The organism is Pseudoalteromonas sp. SD03 (assembly GCF_040937955.1).
GTDB lineage: Bacteria > Pseudomonadota > Gammaproteobacteria > Enterobacterales > Alteromonadaceae > Pseudoalteromonas > Pseudoalteromonas tetraodonis.
Genome location: NZ_CP162514.1, coordinates 2,315,594 through 2,335,820, shown reverse-complemented (window position 1 = coordinate 2,335,820; position 20,227 = coordinate 2,315,594). Strand labels below are relative to the sequence as shown.

Below are 20,227 nucleotides of genomic sequence, written 5' to 3'. Positions count from 1 at the left end.
ATTTTATTTTGTACTCGTTATAGCTATTGTAACCAAAATAAACCGTTAACGCGTACTAAATTTTGACTGCATCTTTGAGTGTTAATTGCGATTAAGTTAATGTTAGGCTCATTGTGGCTATGGTAGTATATCTCTGTCTAGCGGTTTATTTTATGGATACCACAGTAAGGATATTTACTTGTTCAATCAGCTTTTAAAGTTTTTTTGTTTTTTTTGCTTATTAGTAAGCCTGTCTTCTATTGCCTCTGAAAATATAATTGAAGATTATGAAATTAAAGGGATCAGTGGTGACTTAGAAAATAACGTTGCACTTTATTTAAAACAACTTGTTGGTGAAAAACCAACCCGTACACTTCGTCGGTATGCAAAAACGCAAGTTGAGAACAGTATCAAAGCCTTAGGTTATTACAGTCCAGTAGTAAATATTGATTTTGATAAAGACGAGCGCGAACTTGTTGTAAATATAGAGCGAGGCCCAGCCACACGTATTGAGTCACTTAATATAACGGTTAATGGTGAAGCAAAACAGGATCCGTTCGTTCAAAAAACGATTGAAGATCTTAATTTAAAACAAGGTGATATTTTAAATCATGGGGTTTATAGCAGCGCGCATAAAAAAATAGAGTCAGTGTTGCTAGAGTATGGATATTTCGATGCAAAATGGCCTGTTAGAAAATTTGAAGTATCACTCAAAAAACACAGCGCAACCATTACTTTTACTATTGATAGCGGAGTTCGTTATCAATTTGGTGATATTTTAATTGCCAGAAATACTCCAGCCGAAAAATATATCCGCTCTTTGGCGCCATTTAAAATGGGTCAGTCGTACAAAGCATCCTATATTGCCGATTATAATCTTGATTTATCAAGTACCCCTTATTTTAAGAGCGTGCGTGTTTACGCCGATATTACAGCGAGAAAAAACAAGCAAGTTCCTATAAAAGTGGATGTGTTACATAAACCAGAAAATAGTTATGAAATTGGTGGTGGCTTTAGTACAGATTTAGGGCCGAAAGTACGTTTTAAATGGAGTAAACCATGGATCACCGATAACGGGCACTATCTTGAAAGCAATTTAAATGTTTCTCAAAAACAGCAAGATATTTCCATGGCTTACACCGTGCCGGTGAATGATCCGAACGATGATTTATGGCGCTTTTCTGTCGGTTATAAGTTGGAAGATGAATTAACCAATCAAACTTACAGTGAAATACTAACAGGTCAGTTACAGCGCCAATGGTTAACTGAGCATAAATGGGTACGAACGGCTTTTTTAAGGCGTGAGCAAGAAACCTACCGCATAGGGGATGACGAAGAAAAAACAACTGAAATGTTAATGCCTGGGATCAGTTATGCGCGTAAACAATCAAAGGGTGGCACCACACCTTATTGGGGGGAGCAGTGGTCTATTTCAGCTGAGTTTGGACTCGATAGCGTACTCTCAAGTACCAATTTGGTTAGAGTTCAATTACAGCATGCTTGGTTACGTACTTACCTTGACCGCCATCTGATCTTTTTAAAAGCAAACGTGGGCGCAATGATTGTTAATGATATAAATAACGTGCCATTTTCTTTGCGATTTTATGCCGGTGGCGATCAAAGTGTCAGGGGTTTTGCTTATCAGTCGATTTCTCCGCAAAACGAGCAGGGTGAGCGTATTGGTGGTAAATATTTATTAGCGAGTACCGTTGAATACAACTACCAATTTGCTAAAAATTGGCGAGCTGCGCTGTTTGTTGATGGGGGGACCGCAACCAATGATTTTTCAGAACAATTTGAAGTAGGTGCAGGATTTGGTTTTCGTTATTTAACACCGGTTGGTCCGATAAGAGTTGATCACGCGTGGGGGCTCACAAAAGAAAGTAAAAGTACCCGTTTAAGTATTACCATAGGGCCTGAAATTTAATGTCAGTATTTAAAAAAGTAACGGCGATAGTTAGCGCCGTTTTAGCAACGCTGTTAGTTACACTGTTTTGCGTTTTGTTTACCGCCCCTGGTAATCAATTGCTTGCTTATACAGCGAATAAATTGGTTGATGGCTTAACCATTGAAATAAAAAATGGCCGATTTTTATACAATGACGCATTTAACTTACAGTTTGACCAAAATGGCGTAAGCGTTAATGCACAGCAACTAAAGATAGATTTATTTTGGTGGCAATGTGATGGTATTTGTATTGATAATTTAAGCGCTAAGTCGATTAAATTAACCTTGCCAAAAAGCGCTGAGAATAAAGACGATACGCCAACCGAAGCATTAGAAAAAATAACCTTACCCTTTAATATTGCATTAAAAAATCTAGCTATTGATGAATTTATTTTAAATCATTCAAGTGCAAATGTAACACTTAACACTCTGCAATTGTCGGCAAAGGCTGAAGGGTCTGATGTTACAATTAAACGCTTAACCATTCCTCGTATTAATGTGGTATTAAAAGAGCAAACCGCAGCTCAACAAGCAGCGGCTAATCAACAAACAACAACGGCTATTAAGGAATTACCAGCTTTACCCAATATCGATTTTATCTCGCCACTTAACATCAATGTTGAGCAGTTCAATATCACCAACGTGACAATAAATCAGGGCGAGCAACACTATTCAATTGATGATATTGCCCTGCAAATGAGCGTAGAAGATGCCACTATTAAAGTACAGTCACTATCGGCAGGTTATCAGCAGTGGCAGTTAAATACTCAGCTTGATGCAACACTGGAAGGGGCTATGCCTATTAACGGCAACATTAGCTTAAAAGGGAATGAACACAGAGCTACTCTTGATATAAATGGTGATCTAGCCAAGCTTAACATTGCGCTTGATACCACAGGATTATTTCCTTTAAATTTGAGAGCAACAGCCAACCTCAAACAGAAAAACTATCCCTTTAGTGTTAATGGCAAAATTAATCAATGGCTTATTAATACACAAAATAATGAGCTAAAGGTTAAAAACATCAATTTAAGTGCCCAAGGTAATGCTAACGACTATCAATTAAGTTTAACGGGTAATACTCAGCTAGATGCTTATCCAAGTTTAGATTTAAATGCTCAGCTAAAAGGCACACTAACCAACGCGACGCTTGAAACGCTTGCTTTAAAAACTAACGATAGCGCTGCGAATATTCAAGCACAGCTTGATTGGCAACAGGGAATTAAAGCGGACTTTACCGGCGTTTTATCAAATTTAAAAGCGCAATACTTAACCGATGCCCTAACCAGTGATGTTTCAGGGACGTTTAAAGGCGTATTTAACGCTCAAGCCGATACCTGGCAGCTACAAATGAACAATACTAAGCTAGCTGGCTTTTTAAACAACGTTCCCTTAGAGTTTGCTGCAAACTTTAAGTTAGATAATCAATTAAAAGCGGATATCGATAGTTTTTATTTAAGTAGTGGTGCTAACAAGTTAACTTTGAATGGGCAGGTAGATGATACATGGCAAGTTGACGGTGATATCACACTTAATAGTGATGAGCAGGCTAATCTTCCTTTTATTGCTAACGGTAAAGCGGATTTAAAAGTACGCGGCAACAGATTAACCCCTTCGGTTAACTTAGCCGTCATACTAGAGCGTTTTATTTTTAATGAGATAAACATTAATAAACTTGCTATAAAATCTCAACTAGATACGGCTGCTGATTGGCAAACTGATCTCAGTGTTAATGTTGCATCTGCACTGGTCGCTGGGCAGCAAATTAATAATATAAACATAGCTGCCAGTGGTGATAAAACAGATCATCAACTTAGCGCGTCGATTGATGCCGAAAAAGGCGCGGTGGAACTTGAGCTTAATGGCAAAATGAAAAATGCCATTTGGAATGGTGAGCTAAGTGACATAACCCTTAGTGATAAAAAGCTGAGTTTTAATAATACTAAAAAAATATCCGTTATGGTGAATACACAAAACGGGGATTTTGATGTGAGCGCTCATTGTTGGCAATCAGCTCAAAGTAAGTTGTGTATAGATACCTTGTCGCAAACAAAAGCGCTAGGGCAGTTTAATGCAAAGCTTGCTAACCTCTCACTTGCAGAGCTTAAGCACTTATTACCAGATAATATTCGCACACGCGGAGACTTAACAGGTGATTTTGCTGCTAATTGGCAGTCAGGTGCACTTAAAACACTCAGAGCTAATGTAAATTCTAATGGATTAAATGCAGTGCTAACCTCAGAAGAGGATCGATTTAAACTCCCAATAGAAACACTCAGTATTCGTGCTTTTTCAGATTCGCAAGTTGGTAAAATTGAAGCTAACTTGGCATCCAGTGTGCTAGGTAAAATAGCTACCGATATAAATATTGACGACATTCAAAACACACAAACACTCACTGGTAACGTTAATATAGATAAAATTTTACTCTCAGACATTCAGCCATTTTTAGATACGCTTGAGCAACTTAAAGGGGCAATCAGCGGACAGGTTACATTAGCTGGAACGCTCAAAGATCCTCAGTTAGATGGTGAGCTTAATATAGCAGACATTAATTTAGAGGGAGAGCAATTACCCGTTGCACTTAAAGACTCTAATATACATATTTTATTTAATAAAACCACGGCAACGATTAAAGGTAACTTAAGTGATCCTCAAGGCGGGCAAGTTAAACTTACCGGTGATGTTGATTGGCAAGGTGAGCAACCCGCGGTTAATGTTGCAGTTGTTGGCAATGAGTTTTTTGTTAGAGCGCAGCAGGGTGTGATATTTAAAGTATCACCCGATCTAAAAATCGGCATAGCAGATAACGCGCTTAACCTTGTTGGTGAAGTGGTTGTACCTTATGGGCGTATAGAAATTGAAGAGTTGCCCGAGGGCGCAGTGCAAGTAAGCGATGATGAAATAATTATTGATCAAAAAACACAAGCGGCTAAAAAAGTCCCTTTTGATTATGATATAGACTTAAATGTAACAGTAAAAAATGATGTAAAAGTCGAATCGTTTGGACTCAAGTCTAAAGTAACTGGTGATTTAGCGCTTAAAATGAGCCAAGGTACGCCAATTATTGCAACCGGAGAGCTTAATTTAATAGAAGGGACGTATTTAGCCTTCGGGCAAGACTTAATAATTAGAACAGGGCAAGTAGGTTTTAGTGGCGCAATCGACAAACCGTATCTCAACATTAAAGCGATTCGTAACCCAGATAATACTGCTGATGGTGTGATTGCCGGGGTGACTTTAACCGGCAGTGTTGAGCAACCTACGTTAAAAGTATTTTCTGAGCCTGCGATGGATCAAGCCCAAGCCTTAGCCTATTTACTCAATGGGCAACCATTAGGAGAGGGCGACAGCTCTACAGATGCTATGTTAACTCAATTATTACTTTCTCAAGGCGTGAGTCGCAGTGAGGGAGTGGTTTCTAAGGTGGGTGAAACCTTTGGTTTATCTGATGTAAGCTTAAGCTCTAAAGGCAGTGGTGAACAAACAAAAGTAGAGATATCGGGTTATATAGCCCCAAGCTTGCAGGTTAAGTACAGTGTCGGGGTGTTCGACTCACTCAGTGAAGTGGCTGTGCGCTATCAGTTACTCTCTAAACTATACATAGAAATAACCAGTGGCTTATACCAAAACGTAGACATACTGTATAAGTTTGATTGGGACTAGGGTCTGTTGACCTTTGCGGATTAAAATTTGTTCAAACTAGGGGCGGTTTAATCGCGGCGCGAGGTTTGTAACCTAGTGGGCTAAGTAAAAACCGAGTAACAAAGAGTAAATTGCCCCTAGGCAGAACCCGAAGGGCAGCGCCTGTTTGGCATTGATGCTGCGTTATCGCCTATTTATGGGGAATAACCACACCACATAGGCTCTGCCTTGCCTAAATACCAAACAGGCTGCTGCAAATTTAACCTTGAAAGGTCAACAGACCCTAATAGATAACAATAAAAAAGGAAAGGTATGAAAAAGTGTGTAGTGACCCTTTTAGTGTCGGCTTTGTTAGGTGGGTGTGCCCAGCAAAGTACTCAATCACCAGCCTCATCGGCTAAAAAGCTAACAAGCAGTGAGATTATTGCGGCGGCTAAAGATGATGAATGGCGATGGGTCGAATCAGAGAATATTCTAAAGTTAACCCTGCCCACAGGCGCTGCATATATTGAGCTTAACCCCAAACTTGCGCCTAAACACACTGCGAATATTAAAAAACTGGCAAGACAAGGCTTTTATCAAGGTACTCACATTTACCGTTTTGTTGAAGGGTTTGTAGCTCAAGGTGGCGATAGTACGGGTAAAAAGTTAGCCAAAACTAAAGATAACACGGTGCCAGCGGAATTTTATTTAACCACCACTGAGCCACTTTCAATAACCGAGATGGGCAGTGATGGTTATGCACCGGTAACGGGGTTTTTAGGTGGCTTTGCGGTTGCACAAAACCAAGCGCATACACAAACGTGGCAAGTCCATTGTCATGGCATATTTGCAATGGCGCGCGATAACAATATAAACAGTGCCAGCAGTGAGTTTTTTGTCACCATAGGTCAAGGGCCGCGTTATTTAGACAAAAATATTACCGTGTTTGGTCGGGTGCTTAAAGGCATGGCACATTTTCATCAGTTAGCGCGAACGCCAACTGAAAATACCGAGTTTAACCCCATTACTGATCTACAAGTATTAGCGGATGTAGCAGACGATAGCAGCCAATTTAAAGTAATGAAAACAGACTCTAATTCATTCAAACAATTAATTATTGCTCGGGGTAACCGCAGCGAGGAATGGTTTGCGTACAGCCATAATTATATTGATGTGTGTGGCATGGCGGTGCCAACTAAGCAACTTAATGACTAAAAAAGGAGCCTCAGGCTCCTTTTTTGTTAAGGTAACGCGACACTTATTGACGGTTTATTTTTACCGAAAATGGGGTTTCGTTATAATGTGTTGAGCGATATGGGTTTATATCAAGCCCACCACGGCGCGTATAACGAGCGTATACTTCAAGTTCTTTAATATGGAGTTGAGTGGTTAAGTCGCTGTAAATACGTTCCACACATTGCTCATGAAACTCATTGTGAGTTCTAAATGAAATTAAATAGCGTAATAATGACTCTCGACAAACTTGCTCACCGGTATAGCGAATAATAATACTCGCCCAATCCGGTTGTGAAGTAATTAAACAGTTAGACTTAAGCAAGTGGCTATGCAAAGTTTCGGTGACTATTTTATTGCTTTGTGATTTAAGTGAATGGGCATCAATATGGTAGTTATCTATCTCAATATCTAACTCATCTATACACTCACCTGGCAGCGCTGTGCAAGGAATACAATTGTAGTCATCAGCGCTGTATAAGGTTACCTTTACAGGGCTGTTTACCGCATTGGATAAGTCGTCAATTAAATGTTGTTTAACAATTTCAATACTCCCAAAACGGCTTTGATTAAAGCTGTTTAAATAAAGCTTAAACGACTTTGATTCAATAATATGACTACTTTGACATTCGAAAGTAAACAATGCCACCGCAACTTGAGGCTTACCTTTAGTATTTAACCAAGACAGTTCGTAACCTGTCCATATGTCTTGGCCTTTAAACGGCAGCGCAGTTTCATCAATACTTAATGAATCGCGATTAAGCTTGCGAGCAATAGGAAAAAGCAAGCTGGGCGTGTATTGATCGACATACTCAGTAGATTGACCAAGTACGCTGCCTTTAAGATCGGGAGAATTGCTGTAATCTGTCATGTTTGCTCTTAAATAGTTACAATGGATGCATTATATATAAATTAAATGAGTTTCACAGTATGTCTGTTGCAATGCAATTAGCTCAACTTCACGAAAAATTTAGCGAACAAACGATTACTAATACACAAAAGCGCCCATTAATCGTCCACGATGAGCAATGGCCAAGCCCATGTGAAATAGGTAGCGCAGATGAACATGGTATGATCCAATGGCAAGCGATAGTTAGAGAGCCTACAGGTTCATTAACCGATCTCGCTAACGCATTGGAGCTTGAGTTTCCAGAGGCGTTGAGTCAATTTTATGGCCATATGTTTGCTGGCAGTGTTGTAGCCAATATTGACGGACATCAAGTGGAATTATTACAAGCATGGAATGAAGATGATTTTGACCTACTGCAACAAAATATCACTGGACATGTTTTAATGAAACGTAAACTCAAACAAGCGCCAAGTGTATTTATTGGGTTAACCGACCAAGACGATTTGCTTGTTACCGTATTAGTAGAAACAGGTGAGGTGTGTCTAGAGTATGTAGGTAAAAAGCCACATCATGTACTTGCCAAAAACCTCAGTGAATTTATAGCATCGTTGACAGTATAATTATAAGGTAGTTTTAAGGTGTGATGTTTTTAGACATAGCACCTTAAGTGTGGGATTTATTGAAAATCCCACGAAATATTAGAGACTATACCACACGGTTCACACCTAAAATCAAACAAGCCAAACCAAGGCTCGGGTAATTTCCATTCACCATGGCAACTCGGGCATTTACGCTCAAGTTCAGAGGCTTTATCAACCCCCCCTACACGGTATAAATAATAGTAAACAGGCTTTTTAGTTAAAAAACTAATCCGTTTAGTTATATCTTTACCACGGCGGTATAAATCACTTTGGGTGCTGGCTATTTCTTCAAGCGCTGGAAATTCACAGCGTGTTGCACCATTAATTTGAATTTGATCGCACGCTTGCCAATCTTCTTGCCATTTAATTAGTGTTTTATAGTCACCATTAGCAATCGCAGGAATATTAAATAGCGGCACGGGTAAAAAGTCATCGCCACAATACAGTGGGCTACATGTATGCACATAGGTGGTATATAAAATATAGCTTGATGGCTCTTTACAGCCATCGGCACCATTGGAGTGAATATCTTGGCCGATGACCTTTACTTTGGGAGCAAGCAAACCAGCGCCATGAAGCTTTTCAACACTGTGTTTAACAAACGCACTGTTATTAAGTGGGTGCATGGCGTCTTCGGTCGGGCACATTACACGAGTAATAAAATAGCCATCTTTTAAAACCGTTGGAAATTCCTCTCCAATGATTTGGCCATTAAAGCGTAATGCATTCACTAAGCGGTTTATTGCCTGCTCGGCTTGCTCTAGGGTTGTGTCTTGGTAGCAATCAAATGTTAAATCAACAACAAACATTTATAGTCTCAAATTATTTTTGCTCTAGCAAAGCAAGTAATCGGTCAAGTTTTTGCTCAATTCTATCTAACTGAGTGTTTTTAGGATCTGAGTTACTTGCTTGCTCGGGTGTTTTCATTAAATTATAAATTGAATCGGGATTATTTTTATATTGACTCACTGCCGCAATAATAACCGGCATAGGAAGAGGTTTTACTAAACGGCTTTTAGTTAGTGCAACAGTGGGGACTTTGCCTTCATCAAGAAGGACTTTAATAGCTTCAAATACAGCAGCATTCATTCGATTTATAACTCTTTAATAAAGTAAGCTCGCAACATTGAAGTTGCGAGCAGGTATGGTAACAATAAAGTGGCTCAGACACATTAAAATGTGCGATTTAATTATTTTGACGAAGGCGAGAGTCGAGTTCGTCAATTACCTCACTCCAATCGCCATCAACCGCCAGCGATTCAGCAATAAAGTGTTGTTGGGCTTCATCCCAAAAGGGAGCATCTTGCAATAATGTGGTATCCGAAATGGCATGCGATGCAATAAATGCATCTATTTCTGCTTCTGTATTAGCTAACCCTAATTGTGCGAACAATGTATTTATGTCGTGCTTAGTCGTATCCATAATCGTGCTCCTTAATGAATTAATACTTAATACTTATTAACTCTAGGGGGGAATGATATATCTAGCCAGTTTAACCCTTACTGAATTTACGCTTTATTTACTCAGTAGTAAGTCGCTAAAGCATGATCTGACTCAATGCAGTGGATGAGCGTACTAACTAAAATGTAAATTCGCTTATTTGTCCCACTTAGGTATATAGTTATATGAGCATTTGGTCATCGTTGTAGTTCAAAATTAATCCCAAACAAGTTACGCGGCGTAATGACAAAGGGTATAAAATAATAAAGGAAATAAAATGACAGCCACAGCAGAATCCACAGACACGTTTAGCGTGCAACATATTGCACCAGAAGATATCAGTACCGCTGCAAGCCTTATATATCAGGCCTACCAAAATGACCCTATTTTACAAACTCTGCTAGGGTATAACGAAAAAAGCCCTCTAGACTATGAAAAAAAACTCCGTGCGCTTATTCGCGAAGAGCTCAGTAGCTTTTGGCAAGAAAAACAGCCTTTAATTGGCCTTTACCGTAACGATAAGTTAAAAGCAGTTGCTTGTGTATTTGAGTCAAGTAGCCAACTTCAAGCAGAGCGTTATTGGCATTGGCGATTAAAGTTGATGTTAAGTGCCGGTTATTTGCAAACGAATCAATTAATTGAAAAAGAAAAAACTATTCGTGATGCACTAAAGCCGCAAGGCAATTACTACTTTTTAGCGTTTATAGCCGTTGACCCACATTTTCATGGTCAAGGGTTTGGCCGCCAATTACTTAAAGGCTTAGATGGTTTATTACATGACAATCCTGAGTCCTCTGGTATAGCGGTATTTGTGACTCGTGACGAACATACGCAATTTTTTAAATCACAAGGCTTTGAGCACTTTAAGCAGCTCACATTTAACCGAGTTAAAGGTGAATTACTTTTTAAAGCTGCTCTATCTGTACAAGGCTAGGTGTTTAGAATTGTGATTATGTAAGCCAATGTTCCAAATAGGGCGCACTTACGTGAGATATATCTTACATTAACGTGCGCCTTGTCAGTTTAACTCCGTATTTTATCTTCTTGAAAACATCAAGCCATTGTTATTTATAGTTATTTTTATTTTTCAATTTTATGACCGTAATTTTTTTTGTTTTCCCCACTATCATACTAAGCCGTTTGCTTTAAACTTTACTTTGTCAAGACGACATAGCCCAATGATTGAGCTACTGCCACGGATAAGGAATCAGGCAACTAAGTAGTTACTAGCAGGAAGCACAAAGGACAAGTTAACACGGATGCAGGGATGAAACAGGAAGTACACGGAGTACTAAAATAGCTGGGAGCTATTTAAAGGACACCAAGGATGATGCGATAGGAAATTGCAGGAGCGTTAGTTTACGCAGGATAGCCAAGGCGGTAAGTGGATATTGCAGGATGCAATGGAGAGTAAACACGGTAGTTTGCTCGTTCAGAGGATGATAAACAGGGAATAGGTAAAGGATACCTTACAGGATGTTTGCAATTGGGGCGTAACTGAGGTTACGCCTTAGTTTTTTGTGCTAAGAAATTATATTCTATGTGGTGGCACAACCACACTTTTTAGTTTTTCATCTTCCATGATTAATACCCCTTGGTAGGCGTTTTCACCGTCACTTGAAAACTCAAAAATAAATTCGCTTTTCATGCCCGGTTTACCACTTTTTAAAATGCCAAATCGACGCTTGTTGCAAGCTACACTCATAAGTTGCACTTGCAATTGCTCGCTTTGGCGTTTGGCATGAACGTTCGCTGCTTCGGCTATTTTACGATTTAGCCAAAAAAAATAAATTACAGCACCAATAAGTATGAACGTCCATAAACTAGCCATTTAAGAGAATAACCTTCCAATTGCGCGAGCTAATGTCTCGCTTCTGTTTTCTTCACGTAATAAAGCTAATAAGTGAGGGCGAATAGTCGCAATTGCAACTAAATCTGCAAAAACGCTAGGAAATAATTCAGCTATTTTCTCATGATGCGCACAGTTATCCATAAACACATGTAAACGCTGTGGTTGTTCTAACTGTTTAAAGCAGCGACCAGCAATGGTCAACAAAATATCAGAATCTTGCCCTAAAGGTGAGTTAAGCGCGCAGTCAACAAGTTGTGCGCTAAGCCCTGCTGCTTGCCCTGATGATATTGCACGCAGCGCGGCAGAGGCCGCAACAACATCATTATTAGTAAGGGCGGTTTGCCCATAACTTAACAATAACTCACTTAACGAGGGCGGTATTTCGATGTGTTCAAGCATTGCACTTAATGGCTGTAATACTTCAACTGGTAATTTAGGCCACGCTGCTTGTAAGTGCTTCAAGTTATCAGCACTATGAAGACGATAAGCAAAATCGGCAATGCCTTGTAACGCGACATTTTGCCAATTATCAAAGCCAATTTGGCCACTAAAGTAGAGTTGGGCGTGCTCGTAGTATTGCGACGCTGGTTGCTTTAGCAACACTTTAACTTGTGCATTAAACGCCGCTAATTTATTTGCGTTCGGAGTAAATACATAAGGGTTGTTATCGAGTGTGCCATCGGCTTGCTCGCCGGTAATTTCTGTTCCTAGTGCCTGAATAACCATATCTGCAAAGTGATCACGGCTCGCGCTTACTAACTTACTTTGCTCATCAAGTGGGAATTTTAAGAACCACACATAGGGTTCTTTACTGGCTTTGCTATCCCAAAACTGAATCGCTAACCATGCATGACCTGCTAATGGGTAAGGGTAAGGAATTTGCGCTTGTTCAACGGCTAAAAATTGTTGTTTATCAAGCTTGGTAATGTGCCTGCCAATATCAAAAGCACGCCATTGAGTGCCTGCACCATCTAAAAGCTGGCCTAACGTAGCTATATGTTCACTCATGGATTTCCAACTGTTTTTACTACAAAATTACCTTAATTATACGCCATAGCGACTGTTGTGGGAACAGGGTATAATTGCATAATACACAGACCAAAGGGTGATTATGTACCAGCAAACCCACATATATTTACAGCAATTAGCGGCGCTACTTAAAAAGCATCAACTGTGGCAGGTTGAGCCACTGAATCCCGATTTATTAGATTCTAGCGTACCGTTTTGTCACGATACACTGGCATTTGAACAATGGTTGCAGTTTGTATTTATTGAAAAGTTACAGCGGCTAATTGACAACAAGCAGCCGTTACCGCGCAATTTTGCAGTCGCCCCGATGGCGCAAATGACACTCACTGATAAATCAGGCAGCGAAGACATTATCGCTTTACTGACCCAATTAGATTCATATTTAGGAGAGCCTAATGAGTGAGCGCCCAGAGCCTATTGAATACGGCGAACTGTCGATTCTTTATCAAGATGAAAATTATGTAGCAATAGATAAACCCTCTGGGCTACTTGTTCATCGCTCATTTTTAGATAAACATGAAACCCAATTTGCAATGCAAATGCTGCGCGATCAAATAGGGCAACATGTGTTTCCTGTTCACCGTCTTGATAGGCCTACTTCGGGTGTATTACTGTTTGCATTAAGCTCAGAGGCGGCGCGTGATATGAATCAATTATTTATTGAGGGCACAATAACAAAACGTTATTTAGCGTTGGTACGCGGGTTTGCGCCTGAATCTGTTTTTTTAGATAAACCGTTAAAAGAAGAACTCGACAAAATAGCCGATAAGTTTGCTGATCAAGACAAAGCCGCGCAAGAAGCACAAACCCAATTTAATTGTTTGCATCAAGCTGCGCTGCCTATCCCAATAGGAAAATACCCAACGGTTCGTTATTCTTTGGTAGAGTGTTTTCCTAAAACGGGTCGCAAACATCAAATACGCCGGCATTTAAAGCACTTGTCTTTACCTATTATTGGTGATGTAAATCATGGCGATAACCAGCATAATCAGTTTTTTAGGGAGCATTTTTCGCTTCGCCGTCTAATGTTGTTTGCATCAGAGCTTAGCTTTGTGCACCCTTATAATAATGAACCCATAACAATTAAAGCGCCGCTGGGTGATGCAATGTTAAACATTTGCAAACAGCTGGGGTGGCCAGAACAAGAAGAGGATTATTAAATGGCACATATTAGTATTTTTGTTGGCAGCGTGTATGGCGGTGCAGAGCGATTAAGTGAGCAAGTTAGCGACACGCTAGAGCAAGCTGGTCATCAGGTTAGTGTCTTCGAGCAGCCTACTTTAGATGATATAAAAAATGCTTCGCATATTTTAATTGTTACCTCGACCACTGGGCAAGGCGATATTCCTGATAATTTAGCGGATCTTTATCATCAATTAAATAGTACTTTTCCAATGCTAACAGACAAGCCTTTTGGTATTGTTGCCATGGGTGATAGAAGTTACGGTGATACGTTTTGTGGGGCAGGGCGCAGCTTTGATGAGCTACTACGTGATTTACAAGCTAAACCTGTTGGTAACCGACTAGAAATCGATGCCTGTGAAGACTTTGAGCCATGGCCGGTAACTGAGCCTTGGTTGCAAGCTTGGCTTGGTAAATTACCCTCATAAATGCGCAGACTCTAAATGAAAAAACATAAACTGAGTTTGGTTGTGCTTGCGGGTGGCTTAGGTAGTCGCTTTGGTGGCAATAAACAAATAGCAGAAATACCTGGGCTAAATTGCACGATTATGGAGTTAAGCATTACTGATGCGTATCGCGCCGGTGTGACACAGGTTGTACTGATCATCAATCAAGCCGTTCGCAGTGAGATAGAACACACTATTTTACCTCGCTTACCTAAAGCCCTTGACGTGGTATTAGTAGAGCAACATAACGCGCTTGTTCCTGATGCATACAAAGCACTATCACAGCAACGTATAAAACCATGGGGCACAGGGCATGCGTTACTGTGTGCCAAAGCATATATTAACAACCCTGCAATTGTTATTACCGCAGATGACTATTATGGTGCGTCTTCATTTTTATTGCTTAGTGAGCATTTTAAAAATAGCCCCGAATGGGCAATGGTGGGGTACCCGATTATCAATACCCTCTCTGAGCACGGTGGGGTTAATCGCGGGGTATGTAGCATTGCTGATGGAAAGCTTGTTGCAGTGACGGAATATTTAAATATTCAAAAAGAATCTGCACATATTGTTGGAAATAATCCGCAGGGCTTGCGTGAAAAAATTAGCCGAGATGCGCTAGGATCTATGAGTTTTTGGGGGATCACGCCGTGCTTTTTTGATTATTTGCAACAAGGTTTTGAGACGTTTTTACAGCAATATAACGCTAATACTCAGCAAGAGTATTACTTACCTGATCAAATCCAGCAAGCGATTAATGTAAAAGCACAGCCTGTATTTGTATACACTGCAAAAGAGCCTTGGTTTGGTGTTACCTATAAATCAGAACTGACAAGCATTGCGGCTACTTTGTGCGCATTGCGTCAAGCGTAAAGGTGTTAATACCAATTTTATTAAAAATATGATCAATCTAGCGTATTAAATAACCCGCTTCCTGCGTTAAAAATTATTTATATAGAACAACTATGTATCATAATTTTCGCCTTGCTATCGCGTTATTTCCTTGTCGCTGTAATCGTTCACTAATTTAATGCAATTGATATAAATTATTGTCGCCTTGGGCGAAAAGAGTGAAGTAGAAAATGAATTCAATTCCTATAGAAGTTTACTTATCTGAGAGTTTTGGCCTTGACGATAAGCATGCGAGTATAAAACCCATTGGTAGTGGGCATATCAATACTACCATGTTATTGAGCACACCTAAGCGGTCATTGGTTGTACAAAAGCTCAATACGGTGGTATTCCCAAAACCACAGTTACTTGTTGATAATGCAAGATTAATAGAACGACACTTAAGCAAAAAGCAGCAAGTCGGTGAGTTCAACTTAGCAATTGTGCGGCATGTAGCAACAACTCAGCATGACTATTTAGTAAATAATAATAACGATACTTGGCGAGCCCTTGAGTTTATTGGTGGCAGTTACAGCGAAGATGTGGTTAATACTGTTAGCCAAGCGCAAACCGCGGCTAATGCATTTGGCCAATTTGCTGCAGCATTAGAGGATTTTGACGCTAACAAATTACATGCAGTTATCCCTAACTTTCATAATTTAGCCATGCGTGCAGAGGTTTTTAAGCAAGTTATTAACGCCGATCCTCATAAACGTGTAGCTCATTGTCAGGAGGAGGTTGATTTTTGCTTGTCGCAGTTCTCACTCATTGATGAGCTCAATGCATTAGCTGGAAAAGTCCCTATTCGCGTGTGTCATAACGATACTAAAATAAACAACATGCTATTTTGTTCAGATTCAAATGATGCAAAAGCGGTGATTGATTTAGACACCTGTATGCCAGGTTATTGGCTTAATGACTTTGGCGATATGGTCAGAACATTCTGCTCTGCAGAGCAAGAAGATTCAACAGCGCTTGAAAAAGTAGGTGTTCGTGAAGACATTTTTGCAGCAATTGTTAAAGGTTACGTTGAACCATTAAAGTCAGTATTAACGGCCGCGGAAAAACAAAGCTTTTGGTTAGGTGCTAAAGTGATGCCTTTTATGATTGGCTTACGCTTTTTAACCGACTATATAGACGGCGATAATTACTTTAGTGTTAAACATGAGAGACACAATTTAGATCGCGCAAAAAATCAATTTGCGTTGTACAGGGATATAGTAAGTAAGCAGCAGGTATTAAAGGCGATGTTAACTCAGATATAAGCACAATTGGTTATATTGCTCAAAGTGTTAAAGCTAAGCTTTGAGCAATATAAAGCGAGGTTAAACGCTGAAAATACGTATAAACTTCCAACCCCTCAATCGTTATTAAGCATCGGCTAGTTTTACGCGGATTTTGCTTTTATCAACGGTTGTTTGATTAAGGGCTTTAATAGCGCCTTTAACTTCAATGTCGTTTGGCATTTCTACAAAAGCAAAACCTTTTGATTGGCCAGTTTCTTTATCGAGTACTAAGTTACAGGTGGTCACTTTACCGTGCGCTGTAAATAAAGTACGAAGTTCATGCTCAGTGGTAGCACGAGATAAGTTGCGAACTAATAGTTTCATAATGAACCTAATTAAGGGTATCAGCGGTAATTATCTCAAGTAACCCCGCTTTAGCCTAACTTTATTTTACATTTGCTGAAAATAACGCCCATAAACAAAAAAAGCTGCTCGTTGGCAGCTTTTTGTTAATCAGCAGGCTTATTTACCAGCCGGTTGTTCAGCAAGGCTTATTTTACTTCTTTACCCGCTGCTTGTTGATCGGCGTGATAGCTTGAGCGTACAAACGGGCCAGAAGCCGCGTGTGTAAAGCCAATTTCATCAGCATACTCTTTTAGTGCATCAAACTCAGCAGGCGGCACGTAGCGTTTTACTGGTAAGTGATGCTTAGAGGGTTGTAGGTATTGGCCTACGGTTAGCATATCAACGTTATGCTCACGTAAATCACGCAGTACTTCTTCAATTTCGCTAATTTCTTCACCAAGGCCAACCATTAACCCCGATTTAGTTTTAACCTCAGGGTGTGCTTCTTTAAAGCGGCGTAATAATTCAAGTGACCACTTGTAATCAGCACCTGGACGCGCCAATTTGTACAAACGTGGTGCTGTTTCTAGGTTGTGGTTAAATACATCTGGCGGCGTTTCAATTAATATTTCCAACGCTCTGTCCATACGACCACGAAAATCAGGGACTAATATCTCAATGGTGATTTCTGGATTGTGCTTGCGAATTTCACGGATACAATCGGCAAAGTGCTGAGCGCCACCGTCACGTAAATCATCACGGTCTACCGAAGTGATCACTACGTAGCTTAGCTTCATGTCTTTAATGGTCAGTGCAAGCTTTTCAGGCTCTGCTGCATCGGGCTTTAATGGACGGCCATGTGCAACATCACAGAATGGGCAACGACGTGTACAAATAGCCCCTAAAATCATAAAGGTCGCCGTACCGTGGTTAAAACATTCTGATAAGTTGGGGCACGAGGCTTCTTCACATACAGAGTGAAGGCCATGCTTGCGCATTGCTTGTTTTATGCCGTCAATCCGCTCGGTTGACTTAGGTAAGCGGATTTTAAGCCACTCTGGCTTACGGAGCATTTCGGTTTTTTCAGTTGGTAAAACTTTAACGGGGATCAACGCCATTTTTTCTGCGTCGCGTAGTTTTACACCTGGTTCCATTTTGACTGGTTTATTCATTCGTTTTCAAACCCTTCAGTATGCTTAACCTGTGTTGCATTAAGCTTTTTGATCATGTGTTTTACCAGCCCTTGACCTGCAGCTTCAAGGTTTTGAGGGCCATTTAATTCTTTAGTTTGCACCATATTCATGCCCGCATAACCACAAGGGTTAATGCGTAAAAATGGACTTAGGTCCATGTTAACATTTAATGCTAAACCATGAAATGAGCAGCCACGACGAACTCTTAGGCCTAAAGAGGCAATTTTGCTGTCGTTCACGTAAACACCGGGTGCATCGGCTTTTGCGTATGCATCAATACCGTACTCAGCAAGGGATTCAATAATACATTCCTCAAGCCATGTTACTAGCTCTCGTACGCCAATCTTTAAACGACGTAAGTTAAATAATACATACATCATTTGCTGACCTGGGCCGTGGTAAGTTACTTGTCCGCCACGATCCACTTTAATCACTTCAATGTCACCTGGGGCGAGCAAGTGCTCATCTTTACCGGCTTGGCCTTGGGTAAATACACTTTCGTGCTCTACCAGCCAAATTTCATCTGGGGTATTTTCATCACGGGTGTCGGTAAACTCTTGCATTTTTTGCCAAATCGGCATGTAACGCTGACGACCCAGTTGGCGTACGATTAGGGTGTTTTCGCTCACAACAAATCTCAACTATGGATTAAAGCATATGGCGTACGTCATCGATGTTGCTGATCACGTTGTAAATTTCTTCAATGTGTTTGCCGCTTGTTACAGTAGCTACTAGCGTTACAGACTCGTAATTACCTTTACTGCTTGGTTTTACTTTTGGCGCATAATCACCTGGAGCAATAGGTTGTAATTTAGCTAAAATTTGATCAGTTAAGTTTACATTAGCTAGACCCATAATTTTAAATGTAAATGGGCAAGGGTACTCTAAGTACTCATCAAATTTAGTGTCTTTAACAGGTTCAACCACGACGGGAACTCCTCAAACAAAAAGTGTTGGCTTTGCTAAAACGCGAAGCTTAAAACTGACAGGCTAATGGCAATCTTGAAATGATGCTATTGTTGACCCAAGCCAATGATAGTCATTCAATACGATTGGTATATATGGGGCGCATTCTAGCACTTTTCAAGCAAAAAAAAACGCCTCACAGTGGAGGCGTTCATATTACTTTACTCGCAATTACATAATCTGTAAGCGTAAGTAGTCATATATTTTACTAAAGAAGCTACCTTCTTGTATTTCTTCAAGTGTAACTAGCGGATATTGTGCAATATCTTCGCCTTCAAGCTGTAAAAATAAAGTACCTACTTTTGTGCCTTTAGCTAAAGGTGCCTCAAGGGTATCGTCTAGCTCAAAGTTTGCTTTAAGGTTTTTATGCTGACCACGAGGAATAGTAATAGGTGTATCTTCTAAAATTCCTAAAGAAACATTCTCTTTATTGCCCATCCAAACACGTTGCTCAGCAAAGCTGTCGCCGGCTTTATACGGGGTAATTGTTTCAAAAAAGCGAAAACCGTAGTTTAGTAGTTTTTTACTTTCTACTTTACGCGCGCGCTCACTTGAGGTGCCCATTACAACGGCAATTAAACGCATGTCGTTTTTTGTTGCAGAGGTGACTAAGCTGTAACCCGCCTCAGACGTGTGACCTGTTTTAATACCATCTACATCTAAGCTTTCATCCCATAACAACGAGTTGCGGTTATATTGCTTTATACCATTAAAAGTAAAAGACTTTTGTTTATATAGAGCGTATTCATCAGGCACATCTCTGATAAGTGCAGCCCCTAATGTTGCCATGTCGCGTGGCGTTGTATAATGCGCATCAGTATCAAGGCCATGGCTATTAACAAAATGCGTATTAGTCATGCCTATTTTTTCGGCGTGAGCATTCATTAAATCTGCAAACGCGCTTTCGCTACCAGCAATATGCTCTGCCATAGCAACACATGCATCATTTCCTGATTGAATAATAATGCCATGGTTAAGATCATCGACACTAACTTGTTTACCGACTTCAATAAACATTTTTGATGATTCAGGGAAGTTTTTTGCCCACGCTTTTTCACTAACAGTAACCATATCGGTAGGCGCAATATTACCAGCATTAATTTCGGTACCAATTACATAACTGGTCATCATTTTAGTTAAGCTGGCCGGTGCGAGTTTGGTATCAGCCTCGCCTTCTGCAATAACTTTACCTGTGGTGAAGTCCACCAAAAAGTAACCTTTTGCATTAACTTGAGGAGGCGCTGGAATAATTTGGGCGGTGGCTGAAAAGACGGCGGCAGAACAGACTAAGCCGCAAACACCAGTAAGAATTTTATGTTTAATAGATTTCATCATACTCATTAATGGTTAAAGTTAAAAATATGCGTATTCCCATTCTA

General features: G+C 40.1%; 21 protein-coding genes. 10 read left to right on the top strand and 11 right to left on the bottom strand.

What is annotated here, in order from left to right; all coding sequences use genetic code 11:
* Nucleotides 1–178: 178 nt before the first annotated feature.
* From ABZP26_RS10950 to ABZP26_RS10940, 3 genes are all read left to right on the top strand, one after another.
* A complete protein-coding gene (locus ABZP26_RS10950; RefSeq protein WP_138686876.1) occupies nt 179–1,906 on the top strand; it encodes an autotransporter assembly complex family protein in 1,728 nt (575 codons plus the stop codon).
* On the top strand, nt 1,906–5,592 hold the full coding sequence (locus tag ABZP26_RS10945; RefSeq protein ID WP_368484933.1) for a translocation/assembly module TamB domain-containing protein: 3,687 nt from the start codon (nt 1,906–1,908) through the stop codon (nt 5,590–5,592). The genes ABZP26_RS10950 and ABZP26_RS10945 overlap by 1 nt, the downstream gene beginning before the upstream one ends.
* Nucleotides 5,593–5,883: 291 nt before the next feature.
* The gene (locus ABZP26_RS10940; RefSeq protein WP_273001647.1) at nt 5,884–6,768 is read left to right on the top strand and encodes a peptidylprolyl isomerase; all 885 of its coding nucleotides are present in this window, start codon (nt 5,884–5,886) and stop codon (nt 6,766–6,768) included.
* A 43-nt stretch (nt 6,769–6,811) separates the two neighbouring features.
* Here ABZP26_RS10940 and queF read toward each other — a convergent pair whose 3' ends face one another.
* Complete coding sequence (queF, locus tag ABZP26_RS10935) at nt 6,812–7,657, bottom strand: NADPH-dependent 7-cyano-7-deazaguanine reductase QueF (protein ID WP_036953894.1); 846 nt, start codon at nt 7,655–7,657, stop codon at nt 6,812–6,814.
* A 59-nt stretch (nt 7,658–7,716) separates the two neighbouring features.
* Here queF and syd point away from each other — a divergent pair, with 59 nt between their 5' ends.
* A complete protein-coding gene (gene syd / locus ABZP26_RS10930; protein WP_036953897.1) occupies nt 7,717–8,256 on the top strand; it encodes a SecY-interacting protein in 540 nt (179 codons plus the stop codon).
* 56 nt (nt 8,257–8,312) lie between these two features.
* Here the strand turns inward: syd and ABZP26_RS10925 are convergent, their stop codons facing one another.
* The 3 genes from ABZP26_RS10925 to ABZP26_RS10915 all read right to left on the bottom strand — a co-directional run bounded on the left by ABZP26_RS10925 (nt 8,313) and on the right by ABZP26_RS10915 (nt 9,700).
* A complete protein-coding gene (locus ABZP26_RS10925; protein ID WP_013465369.1) occupies nt 8,313–9,086 on the bottom strand; it encodes a Zn-ribbon-containing protein in 774 nt (257 codons plus the stop codon).
* A gap of 13 nt (nt 9,087–9,099) precedes the next feature.
* A complete protein-coding gene (locus tag ABZP26_RS10920; RefSeq protein ID WP_024601586.1) occupies nt 9,100–9,366 on the bottom strand; it encodes a hypothetical protein in 267 nt (88 codons plus the stop codon).
* 97 nt (nt 9,367–9,463) lie between these two features.
* Nucleotides 9,464–9,700 (bottom strand): DUF2789 domain-containing protein, encoded by a 237-nt coding sequence (locus ABZP26_RS10915; RefSeq protein ID WP_036953901.1) that lies wholly within the window; start codon nt 9,698–9,700, stop codon nt 9,464–9,466.
* A 295-nt stretch (nt 9,701–9,995) separates the two neighbouring features.
* Between ABZP26_RS10915 and ABZP26_RS10910 the strand changes: the two genes are divergently transcribed.
* Nucleotides 9,996–10,652, top strand: a complete 657-nt coding sequence (locus ABZP26_RS10910) for a GNAT family N-acetyltransferase (protein WP_013465366.1) — start codon at nt 9,996–9,998, stop codon at nt 10,650–10,652.
* Between the two features lie 597 nt (nt 10,653–11,249).
* Here the strand turns inward: ABZP26_RS10910 and ABZP26_RS10905 are convergent.
* Together ABZP26_RS10905 and ABZP26_RS10900 are read right to left on the bottom strand one after the other, a co-directional pair.
* Nucleotides 11,250–11,549: a DUF3301 domain-containing protein gene (locus tag ABZP26_RS10905; protein ID WP_013465365.1), complete on the bottom strand. Its 300-nt coding sequence runs from the start codon at nt 11,547–11,549 to the stop codon at nt 11,250–11,252.
* Nucleotides 11,550–12,578 carry a DUF3549 family protein gene (locus ABZP26_RS10900; protein WP_036953904.1) on the bottom strand — a complete coding sequence of 343 codons (1,029 nt, stop codon included), beginning with the start codon at nt 12,576–12,578 and terminating at the stop codon, nt 11,550–11,552. It abuts the gene before it with no gap.
* 103 nt (nt 12,579–12,681) lie between these two features.
* On the opposite strand from ABZP26_RS10900, the gene ABZP26_RS10895 reads away from it, so the two are divergent.
* From ABZP26_RS10895 to ABZP26_RS10875, 5 genes are all read left to right on the top strand, one after another.
* Complete coding sequence (locus tag ABZP26_RS10895) at nt 12,682–13,002, top strand: YqcC family protein (protein ID WP_013465363.1); 321 nt, start codon at nt 12,682–12,684, stop codon at nt 13,000–13,002.
* On the top strand, nt 12,995–13,759 hold the full coding sequence (gene truC, locus ABZP26_RS10890; protein ID WP_013465362.1) for a tRNA pseudouridine(65) synthase TruC: 765 nt from the start codon (nt 12,995–12,997) through the stop codon (nt 13,757–13,759). Before ABZP26_RS10895 ends, truC begins: the two co-directional genes overlap by 8 nt.
* Nucleotides 13,760–14,209 carry a flavodoxin gene (locus ABZP26_RS10885; protein ID WP_013465361.1) on the top strand — a complete coding sequence of 150 codons (450 nt, stop codon included), beginning with the start codon at nt 13,760–13,762 and terminating at the stop codon, nt 14,207–14,209.
* Between the two features lie 15 nt (nt 14,210–14,224).
* Nucleotides 14,225–15,100 (top strand): NTP transferase domain-containing protein, encoded by an 876-nt coding sequence (locus tag ABZP26_RS10880; protein WP_290218910.1) that lies wholly within the window; start codon nt 14,225–14,227, stop codon nt 15,098–15,100.
* 209 nt (nt 15,101–15,309) lie between these two features.
* Nucleotides 15,310–16,383, top strand: coding sequence for a phosphotransferase enzyme family protein (locus ABZP26_RS10875; protein ID WP_028834082.1), 1,074 nt, complete (start codon nt 15,310–15,312; stop codon nt 16,381–16,383).
* Between the two features lie 105 nt (nt 16,384–16,488).
* Here the strand turns inward: ABZP26_RS10875 and ABZP26_RS10870 are convergent, their stop codons facing one another.
* The 5 genes from ABZP26_RS10870 to ABZP26_RS10850 form a co-directional block, all read right to left on the bottom strand.
* The gene (locus tag ABZP26_RS10870) at nt 16,489–16,728 is read right to left on the bottom strand and encodes a hypothetical protein (protein WP_008109433.1); all 240 of its coding nucleotides are present in this window, start codon (nt 16,726–16,728) and stop codon (nt 16,489–16,491) included.
* A 167-nt stretch (nt 16,729–16,895) separates the two neighbouring features.
* Complete coding sequence (gene lipA / locus ABZP26_RS10865; protein ID WP_013465357.1) at nt 16,896–17,861, bottom strand: lipoyl synthase; 966 nt, start codon at nt 17,859–17,861, stop codon at nt 16,896–16,898.
* Nucleotides 17,858–18,511, bottom strand: a complete 654-nt coding sequence (lipB, locus tag ABZP26_RS10860) for a lipoyl(octanoyl) transferase LipB (protein WP_013465356.1) — start codon at nt 18,509–18,511, stop codon at nt 17,858–17,860. Before lipB ends, lipA begins: the two co-directional genes overlap by 4 nt.
* 19 nt (nt 18,512–18,530) lie before the next feature.
* Nucleotides 18,531–18,809: a DUF493 family protein YbeD gene (gene ybeD / locus ABZP26_RS10855; protein WP_016898950.1), complete on the bottom strand. Its 279-nt coding sequence runs from the start codon at nt 18,807–18,809 to the stop codon at nt 18,531–18,533.
* Between the two features lie 210 nt (nt 18,810–19,019).
* Complete coding sequence (locus ABZP26_RS10850; RefSeq protein WP_013465353.1) at nt 19,020–20,180, bottom strand: serine hydrolase; 1,161 nt, start codon at nt 20,178–20,180, stop codon at nt 19,020–19,022.
* Between the last annotated feature and the right edge of the window lie 47 nt (nt 20,181–20,227).

Coding starts and splice junctions, on each gene's coding strand:
- ABZP26_RS10920 (WP_024601586.1), bottom strand. CDS start 9,366: ATGAATGCTGCTGTATTTGAAGCTATTAAAGTCCTTCTTGATGAAGGC.
- ABZP26_RS10850 (WP_013465353.1), bottom strand. CDS start 20,180: ATGAAATCTATTAAACATAAAATTCTTACTGGTGTTTGCGGCTTAGTC.
- ABZP26_RS10870 (WP_008109433.1), bottom strand. CDS start 16,728: ATGAAACTATTAGTTCGCAACTTATCTCGTGCTACCACTGAGCATGAA.
- ABZP26_RS10885 (WP_013465361.1), top strand. CDS start 13,760: ATGGCACATATTAGTATTTTTGTTGGCAGCGTGTATGGCGGTGCAGAG.
- ABZP26_RS10895 (WP_013465363.1), top strand. CDS start 12,682: ATGTACCAGCAAACCCACATATATTTACAGCAATTAGCGGCGCTACTT.
- lipA (WP_013465357.1), bottom strand. CDS start 17,861: ATGAATAAACCAGTCAAAATGGAACCAGGTGTAAAACTACGCGACGCA.
- ABZP26_RS10940 (WP_273001647.1), top strand. CDS start 5,884: ATGAAAAAGTGTGTAGTGACCCTTTTAGTGTCGGCTTTGTTAGGTGGG.
- ABZP26_RS10915 (WP_036953901.1), bottom strand. CDS start 9,700: ATGGATACGACTAAGCACGACATAAATACATTGTTCGCACAATTAGGG.
- ABZP26_RS10880 (WP_290218910.1), top strand. CDS start 14,225: ATGAAAAAACATAAACTGAGTTTGGTTGTGCTTGCGGGTGGCTTAGGT.
- queF (WP_036953894.1), bottom strand. CDS start 7,657: ATGACAGATTACAGCAATTCTCCCGATCTTAAAGGCAGCGTACTTGGT.
- truC (WP_013465362.1), top strand. CDS start 12,995: ATGAGTGAGCGCCCAGAGCCTATTGAATACGGCGAACTGTCGATTCTT.
- ABZP26_RS10905 (WP_013465365.1), bottom strand. CDS start 11,549: ATGGCTAGTTTATGGACGTTCATACTTATTGGTGCTGTAATTTATTTT.
- ABZP26_RS10900 (WP_036953904.1), bottom strand. CDS start 12,578: ATGAGTGAACATATAGCTACGTTAGGCCAGCTTTTAGATGGTGCAGGC.
- ABZP26_RS10875 (WP_028834082.1), top strand. CDS start 15,310: ATGAATTCAATTCCTATAGAAGTTTACTTATCTGAGAGTTTTGGCCTT.
- ABZP26_RS10910 (WP_013465366.1), top strand. CDS start 9,996: ATGACAGCCACAGCAGAATCCACAGACACGTTTAGCGTGCAACATATT.
- syd (WP_036953897.1), top strand. CDS start 7,717: ATGTCTGTTGCAATGCAATTAGCTCAACTTCACGAAAAATTTAGCGAA.
- ABZP26_RS10945 (WP_368484933.1), top strand. CDS start 1,906: ATGTCAGTATTTAAAAAAGTAACGGCGATAGTTAGCGCCGTTTTAGCA.
- ABZP26_RS10925 (WP_013465369.1), bottom strand. CDS start 9,086: ATGTTTGTTGTTGATTTAACATTTGATTGCTACCAAGACACAACCCTA.